At 36.4% G+C, this 26,472-nt stretch carries 25 protein-coding genes and 1 pseudogene; 14 read left to right on the top strand and 12 right to left on the bottom strand.

The features are described 5' to 3' along the window. Positions 1-387 precede the first annotated feature (387 nt). From rocF to COO03_RS02550, 6 genes and pseudogenes are all read left to right on the top strand, one after another. Positions 388-1,281, top strand: a complete 894-nt coding sequence (rocF, locus tag COO03_RS02575; protein WP_097894909.1) for an arginase — start codon at positions 388-390, stop codon at positions 1,279-1,281. Between the two features lie 252 nt (positions 1,282-1,533). Continuing rightward, positions 1,534-2,361 carry a diadenylate cyclase CdaA gene (gene cdaA, locus COO03_RS02570; RefSeq protein ID WP_097894908.1) on the top strand — a complete coding sequence of 276 codons (828 nt, stop codon included), beginning with the start codon at positions 1,534-1,536 and terminating at the stop codon, positions 2,359-2,361. After that, entirely contained in the window at positions 2,354-3,787 is a 1,434-nt protein-coding gene (locus COO03_RS02565; RefSeq protein WP_097894907.1) for a CdaR family protein, read from the top strand. Before cdaA ends, COO03_RS02565 begins: the two co-directional genes overlap by 8 nt. Continuing rightward, the gene (gene glmM / locus COO03_RS02560; RefSeq protein WP_097894906.1) at positions 3,780-5,126 is read left to right on the top strand and encodes a phosphoglucosamine mutase; all 1,347 of its coding nucleotides are present in this window, start codon (positions 3,780-3,782) and stop codon (positions 5,124-5,126) included. Before COO03_RS02565 ends, glmM begins: the two co-directional genes overlap by 8 nt. A 481-nt stretch (positions 5,127-5,607) precedes the next feature. Beyond that, positions 5,608-7,410, top strand: a complete 1,803-nt coding sequence (gene glmS, locus COO03_RS02555; RefSeq protein ID WP_097894905.1) for a glutamine--fructose-6-phosphate transaminase (isomerizing) — start codon at positions 5,608-5,610, stop codon at positions 7,408-7,410. Positions 7,411-7,625: 215 nt separating this feature from the next. After that, positions 7,626-7,814, top strand: a pseudogene (locus COO03_RS02550) (putative iron-sulfur cluster-binding metallochaperone); the annotation flags it as partial. A gap of 304 nt (positions 7,815-8,118) precedes the next feature. Here COO03_RS02550 and scfB read toward each other — a convergent pair. From scfB to COO03_RS02535, 3 genes are all read right to left on the bottom strand, one after another. Further along, entirely contained in the window at positions 8,119-9,525 is a 1,407-nt protein-coding gene (gene scfB / locus COO03_RS02545) for a thioether cross-link-forming SCIFF peptide maturase (RefSeq protein ID WP_097894904.1), read from the bottom strand. A gap of 78 nt (positions 9,526-9,603) precedes the next feature. Further along, complete coding sequence (gene scfA, locus COO03_RS02540; RefSeq protein ID WP_097894903.1) at positions 9,604-9,753, bottom strand: six-cysteine ranthipeptide SCIFF; 150 nt, start codon at positions 9,751-9,753, stop codon at positions 9,604-9,606. A gap of 536 nt (positions 9,754-10,289) precedes the next feature. Then, positions 10,290-11,726, bottom strand: a complete 1,437-nt coding sequence (locus tag COO03_RS02535) for an APC family permease (RefSeq protein ID WP_097894902.1) — start codon at positions 11,724-11,726, stop codon at positions 10,290-10,292. 400 nt (positions 11,727-12,126) lie between these two features. Here COO03_RS02535 and COO03_RS02530 point away from each other — a divergent pair, with 400 nt between their 5' ends. Then, complete coding sequence (locus tag COO03_RS02530) at positions 12,127-13,386, top strand: multidrug effflux MFS transporter (RefSeq protein ID WP_141523277.1); 1,260 nt, start codon at positions 12,127-12,129, stop codon at positions 13,384-13,386. Positions 13,387-13,424: 38 nt separating this feature from the next. Here the strand turns inward: COO03_RS02530 and COO03_RS02525 are convergent, their stop codons facing one another. After that, positions 13,425-13,871: a hypothetical protein gene (locus tag COO03_RS02525; protein WP_097894900.1), complete on the bottom strand. Its 447-nt coding sequence runs from the start codon at positions 13,869-13,871 to the stop codon at positions 13,425-13,427. A 553-nt stretch (positions 13,872-14,424) separates the two neighbouring features. Between COO03_RS02525 and COO03_RS02520 the strand changes: the two genes are divergently transcribed. Next, on the top strand, positions 14,425-14,937 hold the full coding sequence (locus tag COO03_RS02520; protein ID WP_097894899.1) for a hypothetical protein: 513 nt from the start codon (positions 14,425-14,427) through the stop codon (positions 14,935-14,937). A gap of 17 nt (positions 14,938-14,954) precedes the next feature. Here the strand turns inward: COO03_RS02520 and COO03_RS02515 are convergent, their stop codons facing one another. Both COO03_RS02515 and COO03_RS02510 read right to left on the bottom strand, forming a co-directional pair. Next, positions 14,955-15,170 (bottom strand): DUF3951 domain-containing protein, encoded by a 216-nt coding sequence (locus COO03_RS02515; RefSeq protein ID WP_097894898.1) that lies wholly within the window; start codon positions 15,168-15,170, stop codon positions 14,955-14,957. Between the two features lie 168 nt (positions 15,171-15,338). Then, the gene (locus COO03_RS02510; protein WP_097894897.1) at positions 15,339-15,806 is read right to left on the bottom strand and encodes a YusW family protein; all 468 of its coding nucleotides are present in this window, start codon (positions 15,804-15,806) and stop codon (positions 15,339-15,341) included. Positions 15,807-15,979: 173 nt separating this feature from the next. On the opposite strand from COO03_RS02510, the gene COO03_RS02505 reads away from it, so the two are divergent. From COO03_RS02505 to COO03_RS02490, 4 genes are all read left to right on the top strand, one after another. Continuing rightward, positions 15,980-16,879: a helix-turn-helix transcriptional regulator gene (locus COO03_RS02505; protein ID WP_097894896.1), complete on the top strand. Its 900-nt coding sequence runs from the start codon at positions 15,980-15,982 to the stop codon at positions 16,877-16,879. A gap of 128 nt (positions 16,880-17,007) precedes the next feature. Continuing rightward, on the top strand, positions 17,008-17,430 hold the full coding sequence (locus COO03_RS02500) for a hypothetical protein (RefSeq protein ID WP_255287487.1): 423 nt from the start codon (positions 17,008-17,010) through the stop codon (positions 17,428-17,430). Positions 17,431-17,517: 87 nt separating this feature from the next. Then, on the top strand, positions 17,518-18,099 hold the full coding sequence (locus tag COO03_RS02495) for a TetR/AcrR family transcriptional regulator (protein ID WP_097894894.1): 582 nt from the start codon (positions 17,518-17,520) through the stop codon (positions 18,097-18,099). A gap of 53 nt (positions 18,100-18,152) precedes the next feature. After that, positions 18,153-19,292 (top strand): YhgE/Pip domain-containing protein, encoded by a 1,140-nt coding sequence (locus COO03_RS02490; RefSeq protein ID WP_097894893.1) that lies wholly within the window; start codon positions 18,153-18,155, stop codon positions 19,290-19,292. Between the two features lie 260 nt (positions 19,293-19,552). Here the strand turns inward: COO03_RS02490 and COO03_RS02485 are convergent, their stop codons facing one another. The 5 genes from COO03_RS02485 to modA all read right to left on the bottom strand — a co-directional run bounded on the left by COO03_RS02485 (position 19,553) and on the right by modA (position 24,271). Next, on the bottom strand, positions 19,553-20,386 hold the full coding sequence (locus COO03_RS02485; RefSeq protein ID WP_097894892.1) for an aldo/keto reductase: 834 nt from the start codon (positions 20,384-20,386) through the stop codon (positions 19,553-19,555). A gap of 1 nt (position 20,387) precedes the next feature. Beyond that, positions 20,388-21,191 carry a pyrroline-5-carboxylate reductase gene (gene proC / locus COO03_RS02480; RefSeq protein WP_097894891.1) on the bottom strand — a complete coding sequence of 268 codons (804 nt, stop codon included), beginning with the start codon at positions 21,189-21,191 and terminating at the stop codon, positions 20,388-20,390. 232 nt (positions 21,192-21,423) lie between these two features. Then, entirely contained in the window at positions 21,424-22,275 is an 852-nt protein-coding gene (locus COO03_RS02475) for a GRP family sugar transporter (protein WP_097894890.1), read from the bottom strand. 509 nt (positions 22,276-22,784) lie between these two features. Continuing rightward, on the bottom strand, positions 22,785-23,459 hold the full coding sequence (modB, locus tag COO03_RS02470; RefSeq protein WP_097894889.1) for a molybdate ABC transporter permease subunit: 675 nt from the start codon (positions 23,457-23,459) through the stop codon (positions 22,785-22,787). A gap of 5 nt (positions 23,460-23,464) precedes the next feature. Further along, on the bottom strand, positions 23,465-24,271 hold the full coding sequence (gene modA / locus COO03_RS02465) for a molybdate ABC transporter substrate-binding protein (RefSeq protein ID WP_097894888.1): 807 nt from the start codon (positions 24,269-24,271) through the stop codon (positions 23,465-23,467). A gap of 133 nt (positions 24,272-24,404) precedes the next feature. Between modA and COO03_RS02460 the strand changes: the two genes are divergently transcribed. Then, positions 24,405-25,352 (top strand): substrate-binding domain-containing protein, encoded by a 948-nt coding sequence (locus tag COO03_RS02460; RefSeq protein WP_097894887.1) that lies wholly within the window; start codon positions 24,405-24,407, stop codon positions 25,350-25,352. Between the two features lie 68 nt (positions 25,353-25,420). Here the strand turns inward: COO03_RS02460 and COO03_RS02455 are convergent, their stop codons facing one another. Further along, positions 25,421-25,522 carry a DUF3948 family protein gene (locus COO03_RS02455; RefSeq protein WP_097894886.1) on the bottom strand — a complete coding sequence of 34 codons (102 nt, stop codon included), beginning with the start codon at positions 25,520-25,522 and terminating at the stop codon, positions 25,421-25,423. A gap of 324 nt (positions 25,523-25,846) precedes the next feature. On the opposite strand from COO03_RS02455, the gene COO03_RS02445 reads away from it, so the two are divergent. Continuing rightward, the gene (locus tag COO03_RS02445; protein WP_097894884.1) at positions 25,847-26,452 is read left to right on the top strand and encodes a lysophospholipid acyltransferase family protein; all 606 of its coding nucleotides are present in this window, start codon (positions 25,847-25,849) and stop codon (positions 26,450-26,452) included. Positions 26,453-26,472: the final 20 nt, after the last annotated feature.

The following is a 26,472-nucleotide window of genomic DNA, read 5'->3' as shown; positions in this document are numbered from 1 at the left end:
AAAATAAAAGCATCTGTTATCTATACATCAATAAAAAAACGACATAAAACCCCTCTTTTTAGGTGGGAGAGAGCATCTATTCATGCATAGAAGCGGTCAGGGCTTTTTTCTGCCACATGCGAAGTAAAAACAGAAAGAGCAAACGAGTGTAGGTTACTTTTTATTCTGCATGGCAGGGATTTAGATGTCGAAAAATGAAAATGGATTTATATAGGAAAAGATTGCTTCTACTAAGTTCGTTTTATACATAGGTTCGCGTTAAAATATAGATTTTAACGTGAATAAGAGTGAATAAGGTGTATATACATACAAAAAAATGTCGAGTTGAGTCAGACTATATAAAAGATTTAAAATATTTAGTGAAGGCATAAAAGGGGGATACTATCTATGAAGAAAGAAATTTCAATTATTGGCGTTCCAATGGATTTAGGGCAAATGCGTCGCGGGGTTGATATGGGACCAAGTGCGATTCGATATGCAGGAGTAATTGAAAGAATCGAGAACATTGGGTATAACGTAGAAGACATTGGGGATATATGTATTGAGAGAGAGAAAGAAATAGATGAAAATACAAAATTAAGAAACCTTACACAAGTTGCAGATGTGTGTAATGAGTTAGCAAGTAAGGTTGATCATAGTATAGAAAAAGGTCATTTTCCACTTGTGTTAGGTGGTGACCATAGTATTGCTATTGGGACTCTTGCAGGAGTAGCGAAGCATTATAAGAATTTAGGTGTTATCTGGTATGATGCACACGGTGATTTAAATACGGAAGAAACATCCCCGTCTGGAAACATTCATGGTATGTCGCTTGCAGCAAGCTTAGGTTATGGACATCCTTCACTTGTAAATTTATATGAGGCATATCCAAAGGTAAAAAAAGAGAACGTCGTTATCATTGGTGCACGCGCATTAGATGAGGGCGAAAAAGAATTTATTCGCAATGAGGGAATTAAAGTATTTACAATGCATGAAATTGACCGTATGGGTATGACGGCTGTTATGGAAGAAACGATTGGGTATTTATCACATACAGATGGTGTGCACTTATCATTAGATCTAGATGGTCTTGATCCACATGATGCACCAGGGGTTGGAACACCTGTAACTGGTGGGTTATCTTATCGAGAAAGCCATTTAGCAATGGAAATGTTAGCAGAGGCTGATATTATTACATCTGCTGAATTTGTTGAAGTAAATCCAATCTTAGATGAGAAAAATAAAACTGCAACAGCGGCTGTTGCATTAATGGGTTCTTTATTTGGCGAAAAACTAAAATAAATGTAAGAAAAGCGGCTGAAAATGCTGCTTTTTTTATTTTAAAATGAGCGTATAATAATGAGTTATATTATACGATTCATCAAAAAAGTTTGACATCTTACCAATTTAAGCCAAGGGAGGGATGTTGTTTGTAATTGTTGTTTTTTTCATGTATGTTATAATTAATTAGTTGTTGTAAATACATACAGATAGAGCATAAAAAATATTTCAATATATGGATGAAATTGCTCGTAAGTAGGAGGAAGGTGTAGCATGCCTTTTGGAGATATGAACCTTTTGAAATATCTCAGTACGATATTAGATATCGCCGTTGTGTGGTTTGTTATATATAAGCTAATTCTTGTAATTCGAGGCACAAAAGCTGTTCAGCTTTTGAAAGGGATTACAGTTATTATCGTCGTTCGTATATTAAGCTATTTCCTTGATTTGCATACGCTGTATTGGCTAACGGATCAGGTAATAACATGGGGATTTTTAGCGGTTATTATCATTTTTCAGCCTGAAATAAGACGAGCGCTTGAACAACTAGGACGGGGAAGTTTATTTTCTCGTGGAGGCGTTCATGGAGAGAGTGAACCTGAAATTGTTGCCACAGCTGTAGCGAAAGCAACAGAATATATGGGAAAACGAAGAATTGGTGCATTGATTACATTATCCAGAGAAACTGGAATGGACGATTATATAGAAACCGGAATTCCTTTGAATGCAAATGTATCATCGGAATTACTAATTAATATTTTTATCCCTAATACACCTCTCCATGATGGAGCGGTTATTATGCAAGGTAGTACAATTAAAGCAGCAGCTTGCTATCTTCCATTATCAGAAAGTCCTTTTATTTCTAAAGAATTAGGAACGCGTCACCGAGCTGCAATGGGGGTTAGCGAAGTAACTGATAGCATTACAGTTGTTGTATCAGAAGAAACTGGTCAAATTTCTTTAACAAAAAATGGTGAATTACATCGCGATTTAAAGACAGAGCAGTTGAAAGAAATGCTTTTGGCAGAGTTTAGTGGAAATGTGAAGACAACTTCTTCATCTTTATGGAATTGGAATTGGAGGAGAAAGCGTCATGGATAAGTTAATGGAGAACCATTGGTTTTTAAAAGGAATTTCATTACTACTGACATTGATGCTTTTCATGTCAACAACCATAACAGAAAAAAATAACACTGCGAACATATCGCCTTTCACAGGTGATACAAAAGAAACAATAGACTGCCCTATCAAGGTAGATTATGATGCAGAGAAATATATTGTAAGTAGCACTCAAAGCCAAGTGAAGGTGAAATTGGAAGGTCCTAAGGCATCGGTTGCTGCTATAAAAGCAAAAAGCAAAATTGAGATTCCTGTAGATTTACGTGGTTATAAAAAAGGAACTTATGAAGTTCCCCTAAAAGCAACGAATCTCCCAAGTAATGTGAAAGCAACCGTTCAACCATCAAAAATTAAAGTTACAATTTATAATAAAGCTAAAAAGTATGTTTCTGTAGATGTGAAATTGTCAAATGAAGATCAGCTGCAGGCAGGTACTAACATTGACAAATCTGCTATTAAGTTTAAACCAGATACTGTTGAGGTAGTTGGAACAGAAGAGGAAATAGATAGTATTGCTTCGGCTAAGGCACATGTTGATGTAAAAGGTATTAACAAAACGGTAACAAAAGAAGCAGAGGTTATGCTATATGATAAAGATGGGAAACGATTAGATTTAAAAACAAGCCCATCTAGAGTAAGTGTGACAATCCCTGTTGCCACACAGGGAACAACAAATAATATAGAGAAAACAGTGCCGCTAACCTATGTGAAAAAAGGAAGTATGCCAGAAGGGTTGGCGGTCACAAACATCGGTATTCAGCCAAGTGAAGTGACGATATCAGGTCCAAAAGATGTTTTGGATAATATACAATCCATAGAGGGGGTCGAAGTGGATCTTAGTCAAATGACAGAGTCTACAACATTCGATACCTCTGTTTTATTACCAAAGGGTGTAACAAGTGCAAAACCTGATAAAGTAACGGTTTCTGTCGAAGTACAGAAGCAAAAACAAATAAAGCATAGAACAATTGATGGCATTTCTATTCAAAAAAATGGTCTTTCAAACGACGCTACTTTGCAACTCCTTTCGCCGCAAAGTGGAAAGATAAGTGTTGATATTTCAGGAGAAGCTAGTGTAGTAGATAAAATAACAGCAGCGCAAATAACGGCGGCAATTAATCTGCAAAACCTATCTCCTGGTACGCATGATATCCCAATTCAGGTTAGCGGTCCAAGTAATGTTTCAATAGAGGCAAAACAAAAAAGTGCGAAGGTAACCCTTGTAAAGAAAGAACAACCAAGTCAAGAAGTACAAGGGAACACAGAGCAATCTGATTCACAAAAAGATAAAGAAAATACAACAGACAAACAAAAAGAACAAGAAAAAGAAAAAGAGCACGAAAAAGATAAAGAGAATACAACAGACAAACAAAAAGAGCAAGAAAAAGGAGCGAATAGCAATGGGTAAATATTTTGGTACAGATGGTGTGCGCGGTGTCGCGAATAAGGAATTAACTCCTGAATTAGCGTTTAAAATTGGTCGTTTTGGAGGATATGTATTAACAAAAGATACAGAGCGTCCAAAAGTGATTATCGGCCGTGACACACGTGTATCTGGTCATATGCTAGAAGGTGCTTTAGTAGCAGGTCTATTATCAACTGGAGCGGAAGTTATGCGTCTTGGAGTTATTTCAACTCCTGGGGTTGCTTACTTAACAAAAGCATTAGATGCACAAGCAGGCGTTATGATTTCAGCATCTCATAACCCAGTACAAGATAACGGAATTAAATTCTTCGGTTCAGATGGATTTAAACTAACAGATGAGCAAGAAGCAGAGATTGAAGCATTATTAGATAAAGAAGTTGATGAATTACCACGTCCAACTGGAACAAATCTTGGTCAAGTGAACGATTACTTTGAAGGTGGACAAAAATATTTACAATACATTAAACAAACAGTAGAAGAAGATTTCTCAGGCTTACATATTGCTTTAGACTGTGCACACGGTGCAACATCTTCTTTAGCGCCATATTTATTTGCAGATTTAGAAGCTGATATTTCTACAATGGGAACTTCACCAAATGGCATGAATATTAATGAAGGTGTTGGTTCTACACATCCAGAAGGTTTAGCAGAACTAGTAAAAGAAAAAGGTGCAGATATCGGACTTGCATTCGATGGTGATGGAGACCGTTTAATTGCAGTAGATGAAAAAGGAAACATCGTCGATGGAGATCAAATTATGTACATTTGTGCGAAGTACATGAAAGAAACTGGTCAGTTAAAACATAACACAGTTGTTTCAACAGTTATGAGCAACTTAGGTTTCTACAAAGCGCTTGAAGCAAACGGTATTACAAGTGATAAAACAGCAGTTGGTGATCGCTATGTAATGGAAGAAATGAAACGTGGTGGTTATAATTTAGGTGGTGAACAATCAGGTCATATTATCTTACTTGATTACATTACAACTGGAGATGGAATGTTAAGTGCACTTCAACTTGTAAACATCATGAAAATGACGAAAAAACCATTGTCTGAGCTTGCAGGTGAAATGACAAAGTTCCCACAATTATTAGTGAACGTTCGTGTAACAGATAAAAAATTAGCATTAGAAAATGAAAAAATTAAAGAAATTATCCGTGTGGTAGAAGAAGAAATGAACGGAGACGGCCGTATTCTTGTTCGTCCTTCTGGAACAGAACCACTTATCCGTGTAATGGCAGAAGCACCAACACAAGAGCTTTGTGATGGATACGTACATCGTATTGTAGAAGTTGTGAAGGCTGAAGTTGGCGCTGAATAATTCGCCGGTTTTATATGAAAAAGGAGCACGTTTTGTGCTCCTTTTTCATATGTTTTATAGACAATGAAAAATTTTCATTGACGGTTTATACTGTTTGTTATAAGATGGTCTTGTTCTTTTTCTCAAAATAAGTATGTGATTATTGAAGCGCCAGAACTACAAGTTGTGTAGTTGACGAGGAGGAGTTTTTATCGAGATTTCGGCGGATGACTCCCGGTTGTTCATCACAACCGAAAGCTTTTACTTAAATCACCAAGGTGACTTGATGGACAAAGGTAAAAGTGTGATGAGAGAAAAGGAACGGATGAATACTAGCTGTATAAGTATATACGGACTGAAACCAATCGAGAGGAAGGTGAAGGCCGTTACAGACTTACAGGGCTAGCAATATGTAATCCGTTTTTGATATGCAAATAATGGAAAATGACTATGTCGTTACATGTTCGCAGAGCAATGTAAGCATTTGTAACGGCGACTAAACATGTGTGGAATCGTAGGATTTATTGGAGAGCAAGATGCAAAGGAAATTTTATTAAAAGGTTTAGAGAAGCTAGAATACCGCGGATATGATTCAGCGGGTATTGCAGTACAAGCTGAGAACGGTGTTGTTGTATACAAAGAAAAAGGCCGTATTGCAAAACTTCGTGAAATCGTAGATGAGAATGTAGCGGCAAGCGTGGGAATCGGTCATACACGCTGGGCTACACATGGTGTTCCAAGTACAGTAAATGCACATCCGCATCAAAGTACATCAAAACGCTTTACACTTGTTCATAATGGTGTAATTGAAAACTATGAGTTAGTGAAAAAAGAATATCTTCAAGATGTGACGTTTGTAAGTGAAACAGATACAGAAGTTATCGTTCAGCTTATGGAACAGCAAGTAAACACAGGACTAAGTGTAGAAGATGCATTCCGTAAAACGTTATCTATTTTACATGGTTCTTATGCGTTAGGATTGCTTGATGCTGAAAATCCAAACATGATTTATGTTGCTAAAAACAAAAGCCCGCTATTAGTAGGTGTTGGTGACAACTTTAATGTTGTTGCGAGCGATGCAATGGCGATGTTACAAGTTACGGATCAATTTATCGAGTTAATGGATAAAGAGATGGTAATCGTAACAAAAGAAAGTATTACAATTAAAAACTTACAAGGTGAAACGATTGAACGTGCACCGTTTACAGCGGAATTAGACGCAAGTGATATTGAAAAAGGAACGTATCCTCATTTCATGCTTAAAGAAATTGATGAGCAACCACTTGTAATCCGTAATATCATTCAAAAATATCAAAATGAAAATGGCGAAATTGAACTAGATGAAGACATCCGTGGTGCAATTTTAGATAGCGATCGTATTTATATTATTGCATGTGGAACAAGTTACCATGCTGGTCTTGTTGGAAAGCAATTCATTGAGAAATTTGCGAAAGTACCTGTAGAAGTACATGTAGCAAGTGAGTTCTCTTACAATATGCCATTATTAACAGAAAAGCCTTTCTTCATTTACATCTCGCAAAGTGGTGAAACAGCAGATAGCCGTGCAGTACTTGTGCAAACAAATGAGATGGGTCATAAAGCATTAACAATCACAAACGTACCAGGTTCTACGCTTTCTCGTGAAGCGGACTATACACTACCTTTACATGCAGGACCAGAAATCGCGGTTGCTTCTACGAAAGCTTATACAGCGCAACTTGCAGTACTTTCAATCCTAGCAGCTGACATTGCAAAAGCAAAAGGCGAAGTTCTTGATTTCGACTTAACACAAGAACTAGGTCTTGTAGCGAACGCAATGATAGTACTTTGTGATCAAAAAGAAGAAATGGATGCATTAGCAAAACAATTTTTAGCAACAACACGCAACTGCTTCTTCATCGGACGTAGCGTAGACTTCTTCGTAGGTCTAGAAGGTGCGTTAAAGCTAAAAGAAATCTCTTACATCCAAGCAGAAGGATTTGCTGGTGGAGAGCTAAAACACGGTACAATTGCTTTAATTGAACAAGGTACACCAGTTATCGCACTTGCTACACAAGCACACGTAAACCTTGGAATTCGCGGTAATGTGAAAGAAGTAGTAGCACGTGGAGCTAACCCATGTATCATCTCAATGAAAGGCTTAGAAATGGAAGGCGACAGCTTCGTACTACCAGCTGTACACGAAGCATTAGCACCGCTTGTAGCAGTTATTCCATTACAACTTATCTCATACTACGCAGCGCTTCACCGCGAGTGTGATGTTGATAAGCCACGTAACTTAGCTAAATCTGTTACTGTTGAGTAGGAGATTAGTAGTTTTGTGTAGCTTTTGAATAAAGATTGATAATTTATAAAAAGTTTGATTAAAAATCCTGCATATCAATGCAGGATTTTTTTGTTCAGCAATTTGGGGTATTTTGTTGAATAATTAGATTCCTATTATTTTGCTGCGCAATTTAATGTTGCGTGTACCTATCTTTATCGGCGTAATGTTTAAGATGATTAGGAAAATGATAGTTAACTACACCAATTTGTTATTGCTTTGATTGGACTAAAGAGAAAATAAAGGAATATGTAGAAAAAGGACTTACTCCTAATCCAGTAGAACATATTCGTGAAAATATAAACGAAAACCGATGTGGATGCGATGTAAACAATCCTCAAGGCAGTTGTTGTTTAGGAAATGTTACGAGTTATATAAAGAACTAAGCTAACTATCTACCTTTAACTAAAGGAGAGTGTTTGTTTAAGAACGCAGTACGGAATTATCAAACTTTATTTCAAAGATCCATTTTGTGTTCCATTAAAAACATGTTTTAGAATATGGAAAAAAATAGCGGATTAAAAAGTGTTTTCATACTTCTCATTTTCGGAGGTTGTTTTAAGGATAGATTTATTTGACGTAAATTCTTTTAGTTTTCTAAACGAGGATATTGAAATACTTTCAAAGAGACTGAGCATAAATCAGATTTTTTTCTTATTTATGTCCCAGCCTCTTTTTGTATCATTATGCTTATTGAGTCACGGCTTGTTTGTCTTCTTCCATAGCTCTGATGGATTGGGCTACCTTAACCATCATGGAGCATTCGATTCTCTTGCGGAAGATGTCACAACTGAAGTCGTAGGTTCCCTTGAGAGAGCCGGTTGCATGCAGCGAGTTTGCAGGGCAACCGCCACTGCAGTAGAGTTTCGCCCAGCAGTCCTGGCATTCCGGCTTCGAGTAGCAGTTGCTCTCTTTAAATTGGCATTGCATCTCTGGTTTTGTGATTCCATCCCAGATGTTTCCCATGCTATATTCTTCATCCCCGACGAACTGATGACAAGGGAATATCTCGCCCCATGGTGTGACGGCGAGATATTCGGTTCCTGAGCCACAGCCGGAAATTCTCTTTTGGATGCAAGGACCTTCTGAGAGATCAAGCATGTAATGGTAGAAGGTAAAACCGTTGCCTGTTTCTTCGCGCTTAAGCATTTCCTTGGCGAGAATCTCGTACTGGTTATAAATCTCTGGGAGGTCTTCTTCAGTAAGCGCATATGGTTCACGTGGATCACAGATGACCGGTTCCATCGAGAGTTTGTCGAAACCAAGGTCTGCGATATGAAAAATGTCATTGGTGAAGTCGACATTGTTCTGGGTGTATGTTCCACGTACATAGTATTCTTTTTCTCCACGCTTTTCGATAAATTCCTGGAACTTCGGAACAATATAATCGTAGCTACCCTTTCCAGTAATCGTTTTCCGAAGCCCGTCATGGACCTCTTTTCTTCCATCAAGGCTCAATACGACATTGTACATTTCCTTATTTAAGAAATCGGTGACCTCATCGCTCAGCAGCATGCCATTTGTAGTGAAGGTAAAGCGAAAAGTTTTTTTGGACTCTTTTTCTTTGCCTCTTGCGTAGGCGACAATCTGTTTGACGACCTTCCAGGCCATGAGCGGTTCTCCACCAAAGAAGTCGACGTCGAGGTTTCGGTGATAACCGGAGTTCTCCAATAGGTAATCGATGGCTCTTTGTCCAACCTCATAGCTCATAATTGCTCTGTTTCCGTTGTATTTCCCTTGGCTGGCGAAGCAGTATTCACATGATAGGTTACAAGTATGTGCGACATTGAGGCAGAGAGCCTTTACATAAGTTTGACGATTTCTCAAATTAATTGAGAGGTCCTTATATTCATCCTCAGTAAAGAGTTGCCCATCATTTTTTAGTTCTTCGACATCCGCGATTGTTTCTCGAATGTCTTTCTCGGAGATGCCTGCATCATGTGCGTATTTTTCTAGCATTATTGTCACGATTTCCTCCGCAGGGGTATTCTCATAACGTGCAATAATTTCATAGGCGAGGTCGTCAACAACATGTACCGATCCACTATAGGTGTCGAGTACAATGTTGTATCCGTTTAGTTTATATTGATGAATCATACCTGATAATCAGACTCCTTTTGTCCATAGAAATTGCCGCCCATCTGGAAAGCAGTTGGGCGGTACAGTTTCAGTTTCCTATCTGTTCATTTTGTTTTCACAATGCTGATTTGCAACTCCGCAAGAAGTTTTGCAAGCTGACTGGCAAGATGTTTGACATGCGCCACATCCACCATGTTTTGCGGTATCTTTCAGTTTACGAGTGCTCAGTGTTACGATTCTTTTCATAACGCACAACTCCCTTTTGAAAATATTTTTTGAAGAAATAAGATTTAAATATTGTGAAACCCTTCACAATATTGGTTGTAATTTGTGAAGGGTTTCACATTATTTCCAACAATAATTTTAACAACATCTCGGGTTTACGTCAATTATTCCTGATGTCTTGATACTCTGGAAACTCTAATTGATTTCGCTTCCCTTTTTCACTTGCTAAAATTTGGAGAGTCCCTGGAGCGCGAAATATTCGCATATAAGTGTAGCTTGAACACGAAATTATGGGGATTTATATCTTAACTGTGCCGTTGGATATAGATAGCTTCTTGATTAGACTACTAGAGACTTTATTTCGTTTTTGAAATGAGGTTTCTTTTTTGTATTTATATGATGTAGTTTACAACAGGGAGAAGGAAAATGCTCTGATGAACACTGGGGGGGGGAAATGAAATTACCTGTTCACTAAAGGATATAGCGAACAGGTAATTTCAGTGTTTTGATGTTTGTCCCATTTTCATGGTTCACTTCAGTAACGGAGGAGGGATTGTTTACGAGTGCCTTTCATCAATGTTTGTATTTTGAATCCCAATTTTTCCTGCTTTAATCTTGCTTCGGAATAGCGCAAAATATACAAGAGTTCCCGTTAAAAATAGCGTTCCGCCTACAATTGCCACTCCATGAAACATATCAGGAATAGTTAATACCCCCATTTCGAACACGAGCCATATTAAAGCACCATACGTGACAGGTGCTCTCCATTTCCCTAAATTGAACGTCTCCGCGTCAGGCAAATCTTTTCTACGTAAATAGTAAGCCAAAACGGTTATGAAGTATAAAGCGGTAAGAACAACAGATGTTGATCCGACTAGTAAAGTTAAAGAATCAGAGAATAGGATTGCTATAATATCGAGAACTAATACAAGCAAAATCGCATTTACCGGTACAGATGTTCCTGGGTTCACCTTTTTAAAATAACGTGAAGCAAAAAATACATCGTCCCGCGCCATTGCATAGATGACACGGGAAGCAGAAGCCATTCCGATTAACCCGCATGCAAAAATGGAAATGATAACAAGAAGCATAAACAAAGTGCCGATGAATTGACCGAGCTTTGTTTTAATAATAAGTGGAAGCGGGTTGGCAGAAGCTGTCACACCGGCTAAATCCGTAATGGAAATTGTAACAGTAAAAAGAAAAGCAAATCCAATGATACCACCAATCAGCAATGCGAAAAATACAGCACGTGGTACATTTTTACTAGCGTCAATTGTTTCTTCCGAAAGATTCGCCGCGGCTTCAAAGCCGACCATGGTCCACGATCCCATTAGCATAGCAATTACAAAGCCGCCAAGGTACGTGCCATTTTTCTGCTCGCCAATATTTGTTAGCATGTCCCAATTCGGAGTTGTGAATAGTGCAACAACAGCAAGAATAACAAGAATGCCCACCATACCGATCACTTCGGTATATACTGCAATGTCATTGAGGCGAGAAGCCAGTTTTACGCCAAAAATGTTGAGGACAGCCTGTAGTAGTAGGGTTGCGAGTGCAATATACAACAGGGTTTTTCCACTGATATTCCAGCTGAATACATCAGCAATGAGTGGAGCCAGGCCAAAATCGACGGCAGGAATGACAATGACAAAAAAGCAAAATCCGAGCCAGCCGGAAAACCACCCTAATTCTTGATTTGCCAGCCGCGTCACCCATTGGTACGAATAGCCGCTTAGTGGCATTCTTCCTGCCAATTCGGCAATAACAAGAGCGACAAGCAAGTGGCCTGCTAATACGATGGGCCACGTCCAAATACCTGCGGGTCCCGCATTGTTTAAAACAAAACCAAAATTCGTGAAAATTCCCGTTGTGATAGACATAAATGAAAATGCGACTGCAAAAGAACTAAAAAACTTTAAAGACCTCTTTAACTCTTGCTTGTATTGATATTGTTGCATGTTATTCGTTTCCTGCTTGATTTTTGTTTGCATAAAAAACCTCCTTCTGTTTTGTCAGTACGTTGTATCTCACCTTAGCTTGTATCCCTCCTTTCTTTGTAAGTTTGAAAATTCAGTCTTTTCAAAGCGGTTTTATTCACTCTTCTATATTGCAAGTACCATACCAATTATACAATTCGCGTCATGCTTTAATTTTGTAAGCTTTTCACTGTTTAAAATGTTGCCTCATTATGAAATTTGGAATAGTTTATTCAAGATTTCATATTCTGCTGGTGACTGATTTTCTATATAAGAAAAGAAAAGCGCATTTCCCGTACGCTTTTTTATGTTATTAAGAGGAAAGTACGATATACTTGACGTATCTTTAAAGATGTAACTATAATTGTTACGATTCGTGGATACGCTTATTTTATATTTACAACGGAAAGGGTGAATAGCGGAAGTGAATGAAGTTAATCGCGATGTATATAAACCTGTAAAAACAAACAGGTTATGGATGATTCTTGTATTAGGAACACTCACAGCAATTGGGCCATTGTCCATTGATATGTACTTACCTTCGTTACCAAAATTAACGGATGATTTACAAACGAGTGCGTCCCTTGCTCAGCTTACTTTAACAGCTTGTTTGCTAGGGCTTTCAGTTGGACAATTATTTGTTGGTTCCATTAGTGATATTTATGGACGGCACAAACCTCTTATTATTGCTCTTATTATTTATGTTGTATCTTCTTTACTTTGCGTAGTTGCACCATCTATTTGGAGTTTAGTTCTTTTACGTTTCTTGCAAGGAGCCTCAGGTTCAGCAGGAATTGTTATATCGCGTGCTATGGTGCGTGATATGTACTCTGGTCCTGAGATGACAAAGTTTTTCTCACTGCTTATGTTAGTAAACGGAGCAGCGCCTATTTTAGCTCCAATTATTGGGGGACAATTGTTACAGTTTACATCATGGCGTGGAGTTTTTATCGTTCTTTGCGTGATAAGTGTCTTTATGTTAGTATCCGCTATTTTTGTATTACATGAGACATTACCTCTGGAAGAGAGGGAAACAGGTGGTTTAACAGGCACATTATCAACATATGGGAAATTGCTGAAAGATCGCTTATTTATGGGATATGCTTTGTCTCAAGGTTTAGTATCAGCAGCGATGTTCGCATATATTTCGGGTTCACCGTTTGTGTTGCAAAACATATACGGGGCATCACCACAAGCATTTAGTTTATTCTTTGCTATTAATGGTATTGGTATTATTCTTGCCAGTCAAATTACTGGCCGTTTGGCAGGAAAGTTAAGTGAGAAAACATTATTTGTAGCTGGTATTGGAATTGCAGCTGTTGGCGGTATTTCCTTACTTCTCATAATTGTACTAGGAATAGGATTAATCGGTGTTTTATGCTCATTATTCCTTGTTGTATCAAGTGTTGGGATCGTATCGACAACAGGTTTTACACTAGCGATGAGAAATCAAAAACAAGCTGCTGGAACAGCATCTGCATTGCTTGGATTATTACAGTTTATTTCCGGAGCGCTTGTTGCACCTTTAGTAGGTATGGGAGGGAGTAATAACGCACTTCCTATGGGTATTGTGATTGCCATATGTGAAGTGGGCGCCGTTTTATGTTATATGTTTATGGCAAAGCGCAGCGAAAAGCAGTTTGTACTTCAAGAACAGCAGGATATAGAGGCATAAGGGTACTAAAAAAGAGCTAATTCAAAATATACTTTGAATTAGCTCTTTTTGCTATTTCTTTGAAACAGTTCATACATGTTATTTATAATTGTATCGTATAGAACGGCTAATTTATCCCAAACCCAGCGATTCGAATCAATCTCTTTTTCACCGCAGTCAATAATATCCGTATGATCTGTAATCTTATAGGCTCTTTCTACAATTATCGGAGCGATTTTTGGTATACGAGGGATATTTTTTAATATATCGGCAAAGTTTCCGATATAGACATGACCGATAATTTCAATTGCCAGTGACTCATCAGAGATATTGAGGACGGTACCATGTTGATTTGTATGTTCTTGCTTTAAATATTGGGCGAGTTTGAGTGGAGCTTTTTTCTTCTTTAGTACGCGGCGAAGGCTTTCTGTATTTTCAATATGAAGCGATCTTTCGCGTATGAGAATAGACAGTTCCTCTCCCATAAATAATAGTTTGTTGTACATATATATTTCCCCTTGTATTCTAAAAAATGGATAACGCACCCTTAAATATATATAAATCCATTTTCATTTTTCGACATCCAAATCCCTGCTATGCAGAATACAAAGTAATCTACACTCGTTTGCTCTTTCTGTTTTTACTTCGCATGTGGCAGAAAAAGGCCCTGACCGCTTCTATGCATGGCCAGATCCTCTCCCCCACTTAAAAAGAGGGGTTTTATGTCGTTTTTTTATTGATGTATATATCAGTCTACCATGCTATGTTCTATATGTGTGCTTACAGTTTTGTAAGGTATACGGCAAAGTTATGGAGATACTGATAGTATAAAGTGACGATACTGTGACAAAAATGATAGTATGTATATAAGAGTGCTGTCATACGTGCAAAGTTTGAAGTGTTCTCGTTATAATAACAAGTAGAGATAAAATTGAACTAATCGGGCTTTTACGGGCAGTGTATTTCCTGCCGAGCTTCTTTTCCGAATCTTGAGGTGGGGAGATTACCACCCGCAAATAGCAGGATAAGTAGTAGATGTAGATAAAAGGAGAGTAAGAGATGAAGAAAGTGTGGGGTATTGTTTTGCTTGGAAGTATGCTTCTTTTAGCGGGATGTAATGGAAATAAGGACGCAAAAGAATCAAAAGAACCAAAAGAAAAAGTAGAACAATCGGCAGATCAGCAAGAAGATATGAAAGTATATGAAGATGTCCATAAAAAGTATGATGAGAAAATGAATAAAGAGTTAAATGAATCGGTAAAACTATGGGAAGAAACTAAGGAAAAAGCTGGAAAAAAATTAGGGGACGCGCAGTTTAAAGAAGACGTCCACAAGGTAACAACAAGTATGCTAGAGGATATTGATCATATTCGTAAAGAAATTCGCGTACCTAAGTCAAAAGAACAAGAACATGAGTTATATGTTGGTTTCTTAGATGAGGCAGAACAAGCAATGAAAAAGCTAGATAAACTAGCGAAAGATGAAGATTCATCATTAATTCGTGACATAGAAGTCCATTTTTCAACAGCTTCAACATACTATAAACGTTTTCAAAAAGAAGCACAAAAATAACCTTGCGCACCGCAAGGTTATTTTTTCTTTTTCCCATTTCCGTCTTCATCTTCAGTTACTAAGATTGTCTGTTCTTCGTGAAATTCTGAAATTGTTTGTCCGGTAATATTGTCAAACGGGGTGTAGAAAGAAGTTATGTTTTTCTTTTTAATAAATAATTTATAAAAGTCGATTATGACCAATATTACAATTGTTAGTGGTAATCCTATAACGGCCATAAGTAATGGATCTATTATAAATCCCCTTTCTAGGGAAAGGCATTATTAAAGCTACTTTTTATTATAAAGCTAAGAGGTGATTTTTACCATTTGTATTTGGGATTCCATATATTATTGGTTCTAGCCCAGATTTACGATATGTAAAAAATTAAAAATAAAGAAGTAGGCAGGCCGCCTACTTCTTTATTTAATTTCTTTCTTATACTCTTTCTTCGTTCCGTCAGAGAAAACAACTTCTAAGTCGAACTTTTGATAATCTTTGTCCAATTGGAAGACGCTCACCACTTGATCAATAACTTCTTGATCTGGTGTATTTTTATCAAATGTTAATTTTTGCAGAAGTGGACTTAGCTTTGGAATCGCTTCGTCTCCTGTTAATTTTACATTAGCTTTATGATCTTCAATTTTTGCGTCCATCTTTTTGTTAGCACCTTTGTTTTTATAATCAGCTTCGTAATCTTTCTTTGTATCTTGATAATCTGTTTTTAAAGTAAATTCATTAAAATTAAGCTTTAAATCAGCGGGTGCTTCATTTTTCGCTTCGTCCGTTGTTTTCTTATTAGAAGTTGTATCTTGTTTTGCTGGTGCCTTACAGCCTGTTAATGCGGGTACTAGCATAAGAGCTAATAAAACTGAAAGTAAAATTCTCATCATATATTCCTCCTTTTTGTAACTTCCTTCCATACAAGTTTTTCCCAATTTCATGTAATTATGTATGTGTTCGAAATAAATTATTTTCCTCGTGTCACGTAGAATACTTCGCAATTTAAATCAAAAATAATTTGTATGTATATGGTAAATTGAAAATGTAAGGAGGCGCAAAAATGTATGAAGAATATAAAGATTTGATTAAAGGAGCAGTTACGTATATAGAGGAGCATTTAGATGAAGAACTTACGACTGAAAGAGTAGCTTCTTATAGTGCTATATCCATGTATCATTTTCATCGTATTTTTCAAAGTCATCTTGGAATGAGTATCACTGATTATATTCGAAAACGAAGATTAACACATGCTGCTCAGGCATTGGTAATGACAGATAGATCAGTTCTTGATATTGCAGTGCAATATGGTTTCTCTTCACAAGAGGCATTTACAAGATCATTTAAACGAATGTTTCATTTGCCACCCAAAAAGTATCGTACATATTTTCAATCATTTTATATAGAAAGGGAGGGCGTTTCAATGCAAAAAGGATTACCAAAAGGGTGGGTATTAAGCGGAAGTCACCCTGGAGAATATGAAATGGGAATAGACTATGAAACTGTTCATCAAGGAAAAACATCGGCTTATATAAAAGCGAAAGAGGATGTTACACATGGCGGATTTACAACACTTATGCAAATGTTTAAAGCTGATAAATACAGGGGGAAGCGTTTGCGCCTAACGGCATTTATTAAAAGTAAAAGTGTGAAAGATTGGGCAGGACTGTGGATGCGTGTGGACGGAAAAGATACAGAGCCATTAGCTATGGATAATATGCAAAATCGTCCAATTAAAAACACGATAAACTGGGAGCCTTATTCAGTTGTGCTGGACATAAAAGAAGAAGCGATCGGAATTGCATTTGGCATTTTATTATCAGGAGAAGGCTGTATATGGGCGGATAGTTTTCGATTGGATGAAGTTGATGAAAAGGTGCCGTCAACGGACTTAGCAGAAAATTTTTATGAGACTCTTTCTGAAGAACCTACGAATTTGCAGTTTGAAGACATAGAAGAATAAGTAAAGGTGAGAAAGAACGCATGTGGAAAATGTTATTCTATTCAATATCGGAATTATTAAAATTAGAAACGCCTTTTTATTTCTTTATATGGTTTTTTGTACTCTTTATAATTGGTGTGCTCAGTGAAATGATAGAATCAATAGGAAAAAGAAAGCCACTTTTACATTCTCTAATTAAGGCCATTATAGAATGTTTCCTTGCCTTAATTATTTGTATCGGTATTGGTATTCTATTATTTCGTATCATTCATTTCATATTTCCGAGTCAAGTTGAACCCTATGATATTGCCTATGGAAGATGGCTAGCATTCCTTGCATTAACTTTATTTTCAATTATCGGTTTTTTAGTGAAGATCACAAAACAAAAGACAAGGATATGGTTGAAACCGACGGGAGTCATTGCTCAATTTTTCTTTATTAGTATAAGTGTTTGGGGAACAATTACTATTTTTCAGCCATCTTTACATATGAGTATGCTAGTCATGCTTTTATTTAGTTTTATATTAACTGTATTTCAGTTTCTTGGTTGTTTATATGAGTATCGTTCTTGAAAATTTACAAAAAGCGGATTGACAATAATTAGAAAAAGTATATAATCTAAATGTAAGTGATCACTTGCATGAGGAAGAGAGGATTATATGGCGCGCTCAAAGACAGCAGACAAAATTATTCAAGCAGCAATTGAGTTAGTGAAAGAAAGAGGATATAAAGCAGCAACAACGAAAGAAATCGCAATGCGTGCTGGCGTCAATGAAGTAACGATATTTCGTAACTTTAAAAATAAAAAGGGTATCATTGAAGCAGCTGTTTATGAATTTTCGTATGTACCGCATGTAAAACAGTTTTTACAAACAGAAGTTGTGTGGGAATTAGAAACGGATTTGAAGAATTTAGCAAGGCACTATCATAAATTTTTGAATGAAGCGAAAGACATCATTTCTATCGGTATACGTGAAACAGGTGAATTTCCCGAATTAGATGATGAAATTTCTAAGATACCAAAAGGATTAAAAGAAGAATTGATGATTTATTTTGAAAAGATGCAGCAAGAAGGAAAAATTATTCATACAAATATTGAAGCGCAAGTAATGAATTTTATATGGATTAATTTTGGGTATTTTCTATCTAAATTGCGTTTTGAAAATCGACTCATAGAGATCAATGATGAAAATTTTATTGAAAATAATATAACCTTATATGCTAGGGCATTAAGACCCTAGTATTTATTTAAAATAAAATGCAAGTATGTACTTGCTTGCGGAAGGGTGGAAAGATGAATACATTGAAGCAATTTTTAAAAACACCAGGTACGTATGTAGGAGTTATAGTGGCGTTAGCGTTTCAACTTATTTTCTTTTGCGTTTGGCTTACAGCCTATGATGGAGTAAATGAAAGAGCGGATCAAATGCACATTGCTATTGTGAATCAAGATACGAACATGGGAAGTAAAGTAGCAGAAGGTTTACAGCAGAACTTACCTTTTCAAGTAACGAAAGAAAAATCTATGGAAAAGGCAAAAGAAGAAATGAATGCACATGCATACGATATGATTATTGAAATTCCGACTTCTTTTTCAAAGGATGTAAGTGAAAAAGGAAAAACAGATTTAGCCTTTCATATTAACCAAGCAAACGCTATGATGGCAAAGCAGATGATGGAAGGAGTCGCGAAACAAGTTCGTGACAATGTAAATAAAGAAATATCAAATTATAAGCAGCAAGCAGTTGCTGGAAAATTACAAGCCATGGGTCCAGGGAGCGTAGAAGCAATAAAAGGCTTAACTGAAGACTCAGTTGGATTTACGATTCATAAAGTAAATGATGCAAAAGGGTTTTCCGTAAACATGGTACCGCTTATGATCGTGTTAGCTTCATTTGTAGGAGCGATGATCATGAGTATGGAATTATCTAAAGTGGCAAAACAGGTAGGAGGAAGCTGGGATAATTACTTATCACGACAAGTGATTAACACCGCAGTATCAATCCTACTTGCATGTATTACAATTGGTTTAATGAAAGCATTTCAAATTGAGGCGCAAGAAACAGTATGGAATGTATGGGTATTTCAAGCAATTGTCTTTTTTGCTTTCCTATCATTAACACAAATGTTTATTACTCTATTTGGAAATGCAGGCATGCTTTTTAATATTGTTTCGCTGTCATTACAACTCGTAAGCTCTGGCGTTATGGTACCACATGCAATGTTATCAAAAGCATATCAAACAATCGGTGAATTATTTCCCGCAACATACGCAGCGAATGGTTATTATACAATAATATTTGGCGGTGGAAGTTTGAAAGAAAATATTATTTCTCTATTATTTATAATTATCATTACACAAATTGTAGCGCTAGTTGCGATGGGAATATCATTTGTATTAAAAGGGAAGAGGCGTTTAGTAAAAGAAGCATAAAGAAAAAAGGTATCTGTTTTTCTTAAATCATCATAGATGTAATGAGCAAACAAGTAAGTTGTATTCAGTTTTTTTTAAGAGAAGCAAGCCACTATGCATATAGAGAGAACTGAAAAAGTTCCTCAAAAAGAAAAAGAAGATAACCTCCCATGTAAATAGGTAGTTATCTTCTTTTTAGTTTCTGTATTTTGATAAAAGTTCTGTTGTTGGCTCAAAGTAGACACTTTTCAGCAGCCTTTGCATATACAGAGGCTTTCTTTTTAAAAGTTAAAATTGTCAGGATCTGGACCAACGCGGTGATTTTCATTTAATGATTGAATAGCTTTCATATCTTCAGTGCTTAATTCAAAATCAAAGATATTTGCATTCTCAATAATGCGATGTTCTTTAATTGATTTTGGGATAGTCACAACTTCATTTTGCAGATCCCAGCGTAAAATGATTTGAGCAGTTGATTTGTTATACTTTGTAGCAATTTCCTGCAATGTTGGATGATCAAGTAATTGACCTTGCATTAATGGTGACCAAGCTTCAAGTTGAATGCGATGTTCTTTACAAAAAGCATGCAGTTCTTCTTGTGTTAGACGTGGGTGATATTCGACTTGGTTAACCATTGGTTTAATCTCAGCGATTTCGAATACATCTTGTAGATGGTGAATATGGAAATTGCTGACGCCGATAGCACGAACGCGACCATCTTTATAAAGTTTTTCTAATGCTCTCCATGACTCAGTGTATTTTCCTTTTACAGGCCAGTGTACTAAATAAAGATCTAAATATTCTAAACCAAGTTTTTCTAATGTAGTTTCGAAAGCTTGTAATGTTGACTCATAATCTTGATCACTATTCCATACTTTTGATGTAATGAATAGTTCTTCGCGCGGAATACCAGATTCTCGAATTGCTTGTCCAACACCTTCTTCATTTTTATATATAGCCGCTGTATCAATGCTACGGTATCCGTTTTTGATAGCTGCTTTTACAGAATCAATAACTTCTGTACCATCTTCAACTTTAAAAACACCTAGACCAAACCAAGGCATCTTCACGCCGTTATGTAATGTTGTGTAATCTTGTAAACTTGTGATTGTCATATTATTTCCCCCTAGCTTTTTTATTTGTTGCTTCAATTGCTTGGTGAATGATCTTTGCGAAATTATGCTCATATAAAACATTTAAACCTTCTGCAGTTGAACCACCTGGCGTTGTCACTTGTTCCCGCAGCATGGCTGGATCTTGTTCTTGCTTGAGCATAGCAGCAGAACCAGCAATCATTTGAATGACAAGATGTTTTGCTGTTGCTTCATTAATCCCATAACTTTTTGTTGCTTCAATTAGACCTTCAGCAAAGTGGTACAGGAAGGCTGGTGCACTGCCGGTAACAGCAGTTAGCCTATGAATTTCTTCTTCAGTGCAAAGTTGTGATGTACCAATGCCCTTTAAAAGAAGTTGCAGTGTTTCTTGCTGTTCTTCATTTACGGAATGCCCCATCGTATATAAGGAGATAGACTGTCCAATCGTCGCAGCTGTATTTGGCATAATCCAGGCAACTGGTGTACCTTGAGGAAGTTTTTCTTCTAAGTAAGATGGGCCAATTCCAGCAGCAACGGTTACTACAAACTGATGAGTTAGAAGAGGAGATAATTCCGCTAATAACTGTTCATGTGCAGCTGGTGGCATTGCTAAAACGATGGTATCCACAGCTTTGATATACTGTTTCCAATCATTTGTAGTCGATACGCCATATCGTTGCTCTAATTGTTTGAGCTTTTCTGTATCGCTTCGATTAGATACAATAATTTCTTCGATGTATTCTTTACTCGTCTTAAGTAGGCCAGTAAATATTGCTTCTGCCATACGTCCGGCACCAATAAATAAAATTCGATGTTTTTTTTGCATATCCTTTATTCCTTCCTATTCTCAGAGATATTATAAAAAACGATAACATTTGTGAGAGATTTTTGTAAAAAGAAAAGACTTGTATCTCATATGAATGAGCAGTAATATTCCTATTTATTAAAGTTTCACTCTATCAGGGAGATATGCGTCGGTTGAAGTAAAATGAAAAAACCTAGCATATAAGTCATATATCCAACTTACATGCTAGGTTTGTATTGTGTTTATGAATACATTATTTTTTTGTTAATCCTAGTAATACAGCACCGCCGATAATTAAGACACTACCAAGTGCAATAAACACCATTTGTCGTTTTGTTTTCTTCTCACCTAAGAAGACAATTGCACCAAATGTTGAGATAACGATTCCCGTTTGGGATAACGAGAAACTTGTTGCAACACCAACTTTTGGCTGAGAAAGGAATAAGAATAAGTTACCTGTACCCCATAATAAACCAGATAAGATATTGCGAATTGCATATTTATTGAAAGGTTTATGTTTTGCAGTTAAGAGTACGGCACCGGCAAACATACCAACAGCTTGTGGTAGGATAGCAGCCCAACCATCGATGTTATACCAACGAATAATGATTACATATACTAGATATCCAAATGTTGAGAGAATTAGTGTAAGGATACCTTTTTTAAATTGACCAGGTGGTTGCGCATTTTCTTTATCATCTAAAGAAGTGAAGACAACACCAACAACAATTAATAGAATTGCAATCGTTCCCAGAATAATTGTAGTTGTAGTTGTCCATTCATGGAATACAATTACCCCAAAGATAGAAGTAGCTACAAGTTGCATACCTGTTGAAATGGTAACAGTGGTTGAAACACCTAATGTTTCAACAGTTTTTAATTGGTTAACTTGTCCTAAAGCCCAGAATATACCTGAAATAAAACCTACGATTAAAACTGTTAAAGTAAGTGTTGGCTGTGTAAATGCAAACATAATTGATGCGAAGAATAGAGCACCGATTGTCATACCTACCGTTTGGCTATATGCACCACCGCCCATTTTTACGCTTACTAATAAGACGTTTCCCCACGCAATTGCAGGCAGAAGCGCTAATAAAATGTCCATTACAAGACTCCTTCCATTTTACTATATTAATATAACTAAAATTCGTTCTAACGATTGGTAATTCTCCACTTGAAAAGTAGAAGATTAACGATCGTTAAAACAGGATGAAGAATTTACGATATAAATGCGTTTTCATTTCTTCATTTTTTCAAACACTTTCATATAATAACAGGAAAATGCTCTTTTTAGAAAGTAAATTCAAATAGAATGTATATTGTTATAAATATAAAAATTTCGTCATTAATTGCAATAAAAAAAGATCTCAATTTGAGATCTTTTTAAGGGGGTGGGGAACTAAAATGATGCAGCTCTTTTTAGCTAATGGGAAGATGGGGACAATCTATTTCCCAAAAGTGTTACTTTATGTCTTCATTATATGAAATGTGACCAATAGTAACTATCGAATTAGCTTACAAGAAAATTACATTTTTGTAAGGTTAATTTTTTGTTATTCTACAAAACATTTTATTTTTCGGGAAATAAAAAAGCAGCTTTTGTCGAAAGCTGCTTTAAGAAGAAGTAATTCTTTTATTAATAAATTGAATGCACAATAAAAAAATGAGTGACATGCTAACTGTTATGATAACAAGTGTCCAAGCAAGCTGCATATTACTTGCATCAATTGCCATATAAATGGCCGTTGGAATCGTTTGTGTTTTTCCAGGAATGTTTCCAGCAAACATCAGCGTCGCACCAAACTCGCCAAGTGCTCGTACAAAGCTTAAGATCATACCGCTCAGTAGTGCCGGGAATGCAAGTGGTAGTGTGACGTGTAAAAAGACTTGATATTCACTTGCTCCAAGGTCACGAGCACCGTCTTCAATTTGTTCATTTGCAATCGAAAATCCTGTTTTGGCAGATTGATACATAAGTGGGAATGAAACAATTGTTGAAGCAATAACAGCAGCCCAAGATGTAAACATAATCGATTGCTGAAACAATGATTCAATCCATTTTCCAATCGGACTGTTATTCCCAAAAATAATAATGAGAAAGAAACCAATTACAGTTGGCGGGAGTACCATTGGCAATAAGAAAATGGTTTCTAATAGCACTTTGTAACGCCACGAGGAGCGTGCTAATACTCGTCCAATTACTGTGCCAAAAATCATAACAATGATGGTGGCGCATGCAGCTACTCGTAAAGAAAGAAAAACAGGTGACCAAAGTGTATCAAGTGCCATAATAGTTATGAAAGGATTGTAAATCCATATTTTTTAAAGATAGATTGTGCATCTTTTGACTGTAAATATTCATAGAATGAAGTCGCCTCTTCCTTATGTTTCGATTCTTTTATAACCCCTACTGGATAGTGGATAGGTTCATGAGAATTAGCTGGCGCCGCATCGACAATTTTCACTTTGTCTGAAATGAGAGCGTCTGTTTTGTATACAATACCAGCGTCTACATTACCTGTTTCTACATATGTTAACACTTGGCGAACATCTTTTGTAAATACAATTTTATTTTGAAGGTCATTCCAAAGATTTTCATGTGTAAGAGAAGCTTTTGCATATTTTCCTGCCGGTACAGATTCAGGTGTACCGATTGCTAATTTTTTCACTTTATCTTCTTTTAACTCTTGAAATGTTTTAAGAGAACTTTCTTTTGGAACAACTAAAACGAGCTCATTTCCAAGAAGGTTTTTACCTTCTTTTTCATTGATAATCCCTTTTTTTACAAGTGTTTGAAATTTATCTTCTGCTGCGGAAAAGAATAAATCAGCAGGAGCGCCCTGTTCAATTTGTTGCTGAAGTGCGCCAGAACCACCGAAGTTAAAGGAAAGTTTAATATTTGGTTCTTTCTTCTTATATTGTTTTTCGATTTCTTTAAAAGCATCCTGCAAACTAGCAGCTGCAGATATAGTAAGTTCAACTGTCTTTTCTTCTTTCGCGTTCGTTTTTTCTTTCTTTTCCCCATTTGTGCAGGCACTACTCAAAATGAGAAAGAAAGAAAGTATGAATGCCCCAATAAATCGTAATGTAAATTTGTTCATACATATAATCCCCTTTCTTTTTACCATATTAATTATAACTAATTATATTTAATTATAAATAGTTATAATTAAATATAATGTGAAATATATCACTGTTTGAAAAAATAGGAGAAATATTCTTTTCTTTGTTACAATGAAGGAAGAAAGTGAGGAATCGCCTATGGATTATCATTCCTACACAACGGAAGAAGTAGCGAAACGATTAAAGGTATCAAAGCTAACTGTGTACGACTTAATTAAAAAAGGAGAACTGCCTTCTTATAGGGTTGGTAGACAAATGCGCATTGATGCTGTGGATTTAGAACAATATATTAATCAAATGAAAATAGGAAAAGTACAAGTATCTCCTGTAAAGATGGAAGAGAAGAGTAGCGGAAATACATGCGTCATTAGTGGACAAGAACTAACGTTAGATATGCTAGCCAAACATATAGAAAACCGGCTGCCAAATTCTAATATATTAAGAGCACATCAAGGTAGTTTAACGAGTTTAGTAAAGATGTATCAAGGAGAAGGGAGCGTTGTTAGTTTACATTTATTTGATGGTGAAACTGGTACATATAATGTTCCGTACGTAAAGCGCATTTTAGTTGGACAACCATGTATCGTAATAAATTTACTAGCGAGAAACGTTGGGTTTTATGTGCAAAAAGGAAATCCAAAAGGAGTACAGACATGGACTGACTTAGATAAGCCGTCTATTCAATTTGTAAATCGTGAAAAAGGATCAGGCATCCGAGTGTTAGTAGATGAGCAGGTACGCATTCAAAAGTTAGATAAAGCAAATATTAGTGGGTATGAATGGGAAGAATCTAATCATCTTGGTGTTGCTTCTCAAATTGCTAGCGGAAAGGCTGATGTTGGCGTAGGGGCAGAAAAGGTAGCGCAAATTGTAAATGTAGATTTTATCCCGCTTATGAAAGAGCAATATGATTTAGTTATTTTAAAGAACAAAGAAAATGAACAGCTGATTGAAGGAGTAAAAGACATCTTGCAATCTAAAGATTTTCAAAATGAATTACGAGCAATCGGTGGGTACGATATAAGTAAAACAGGCCAAATTATATATGAAACGAATTAAAAAAGCTGCTTGTCCATAGGACGAACAGCCTTTTCTCTATATAAAGGGGTTCAGGGAAACAAAGTTTTTTAGACAAGGACTTGAGCAAATGCGTAAATGAAAGCAGTAAGAAGAGCTGCGCCGCTTGCAAGTCCAATAAAGTCTAATTTGTTAAAAGTAATGTTGTTCATTCTAATCTCTCCTTATCGGTTTAAAGTAGTAGAAACAGCCTTTGCATCGATTAGGGCGGATAGCACCATGCCCATTATGCTTACAAATTTGTTTGTTTTCATTTTGTTCATCATGCGTATCCGCTCCTTTTCGAATGATTGTTGCCCTTGTTTCTGTCTTAATTATATGAAATCCTGGCAAGAGGAACTATCGAATTAGCTTACAGTAAAGTTACACTTTTGTAATAATTAATACTTAATTTTATTACCAACTACTAAAGGTTAGTGTTATAATTGCTGTATAGATAGGATTAAAATTCGGATGTTTAGAAAGGAACGAAACAAATGTATAAGCCAATTACATTTTTGTTGAAATATATATTTAAGACTGTTGGAAAAGTGGAGGTTCAGGGGAAAGAAAAATTACCTGAAGGAGGACCATATGTTGTTGCTTGTACGCACACAAGTTTTATGGATGTTTTAATGTTAGCGACAGGGATGTATCCAACGGAAATTCATTACATGGCGAAAAAGGAACTGTTTGAAGGGAAATTTACAAATTGGTTTTTTAAGAATGTAAATGCCTTTCCAGTAGATCGTGCAAATCCAGGACCAAGTACATTGAAAATCCCATCTCGTTTATTAAAAGAGGGTAAAGTAGTAGGGATTTTTCCAAGTGGAACGAGATCGACAGAGGATGCTTCTTTAAAAGCAGGAGCTGTTACGATTGCAATGCGCTCTAATGTCCCTTTAGTACCGGCAGCTTATATTGGGCCATCGAGTGTAAAAGAATTGATGAAAGGGAAAAGGGCGCAACTAATCTTTGGGAACCCAATTCAAGTAGGAGCAGGAGAAGCAGTAGATCGAAAAACTGCTATGAAAATGATGACGGATCAATTGAATACAACATTTGAAGAATTGAAAGAAATTTTGCAACAAAACAAAAAATAGGAAAAGACGACCGGGCATAG

Source organism: Bacillus sp. AFS098217, assembly GCF_002551815.1.
Taxonomy (GTDB): domain Bacteria; phylum Bacillota; class Bacilli; order Bacillales; family Bacillaceae_G; genus Bacillus_A.
Note: the sequence above shows the minus strand (reverse complement) of the source record. Positions and strands in the feature narration are given on the sequence as shown.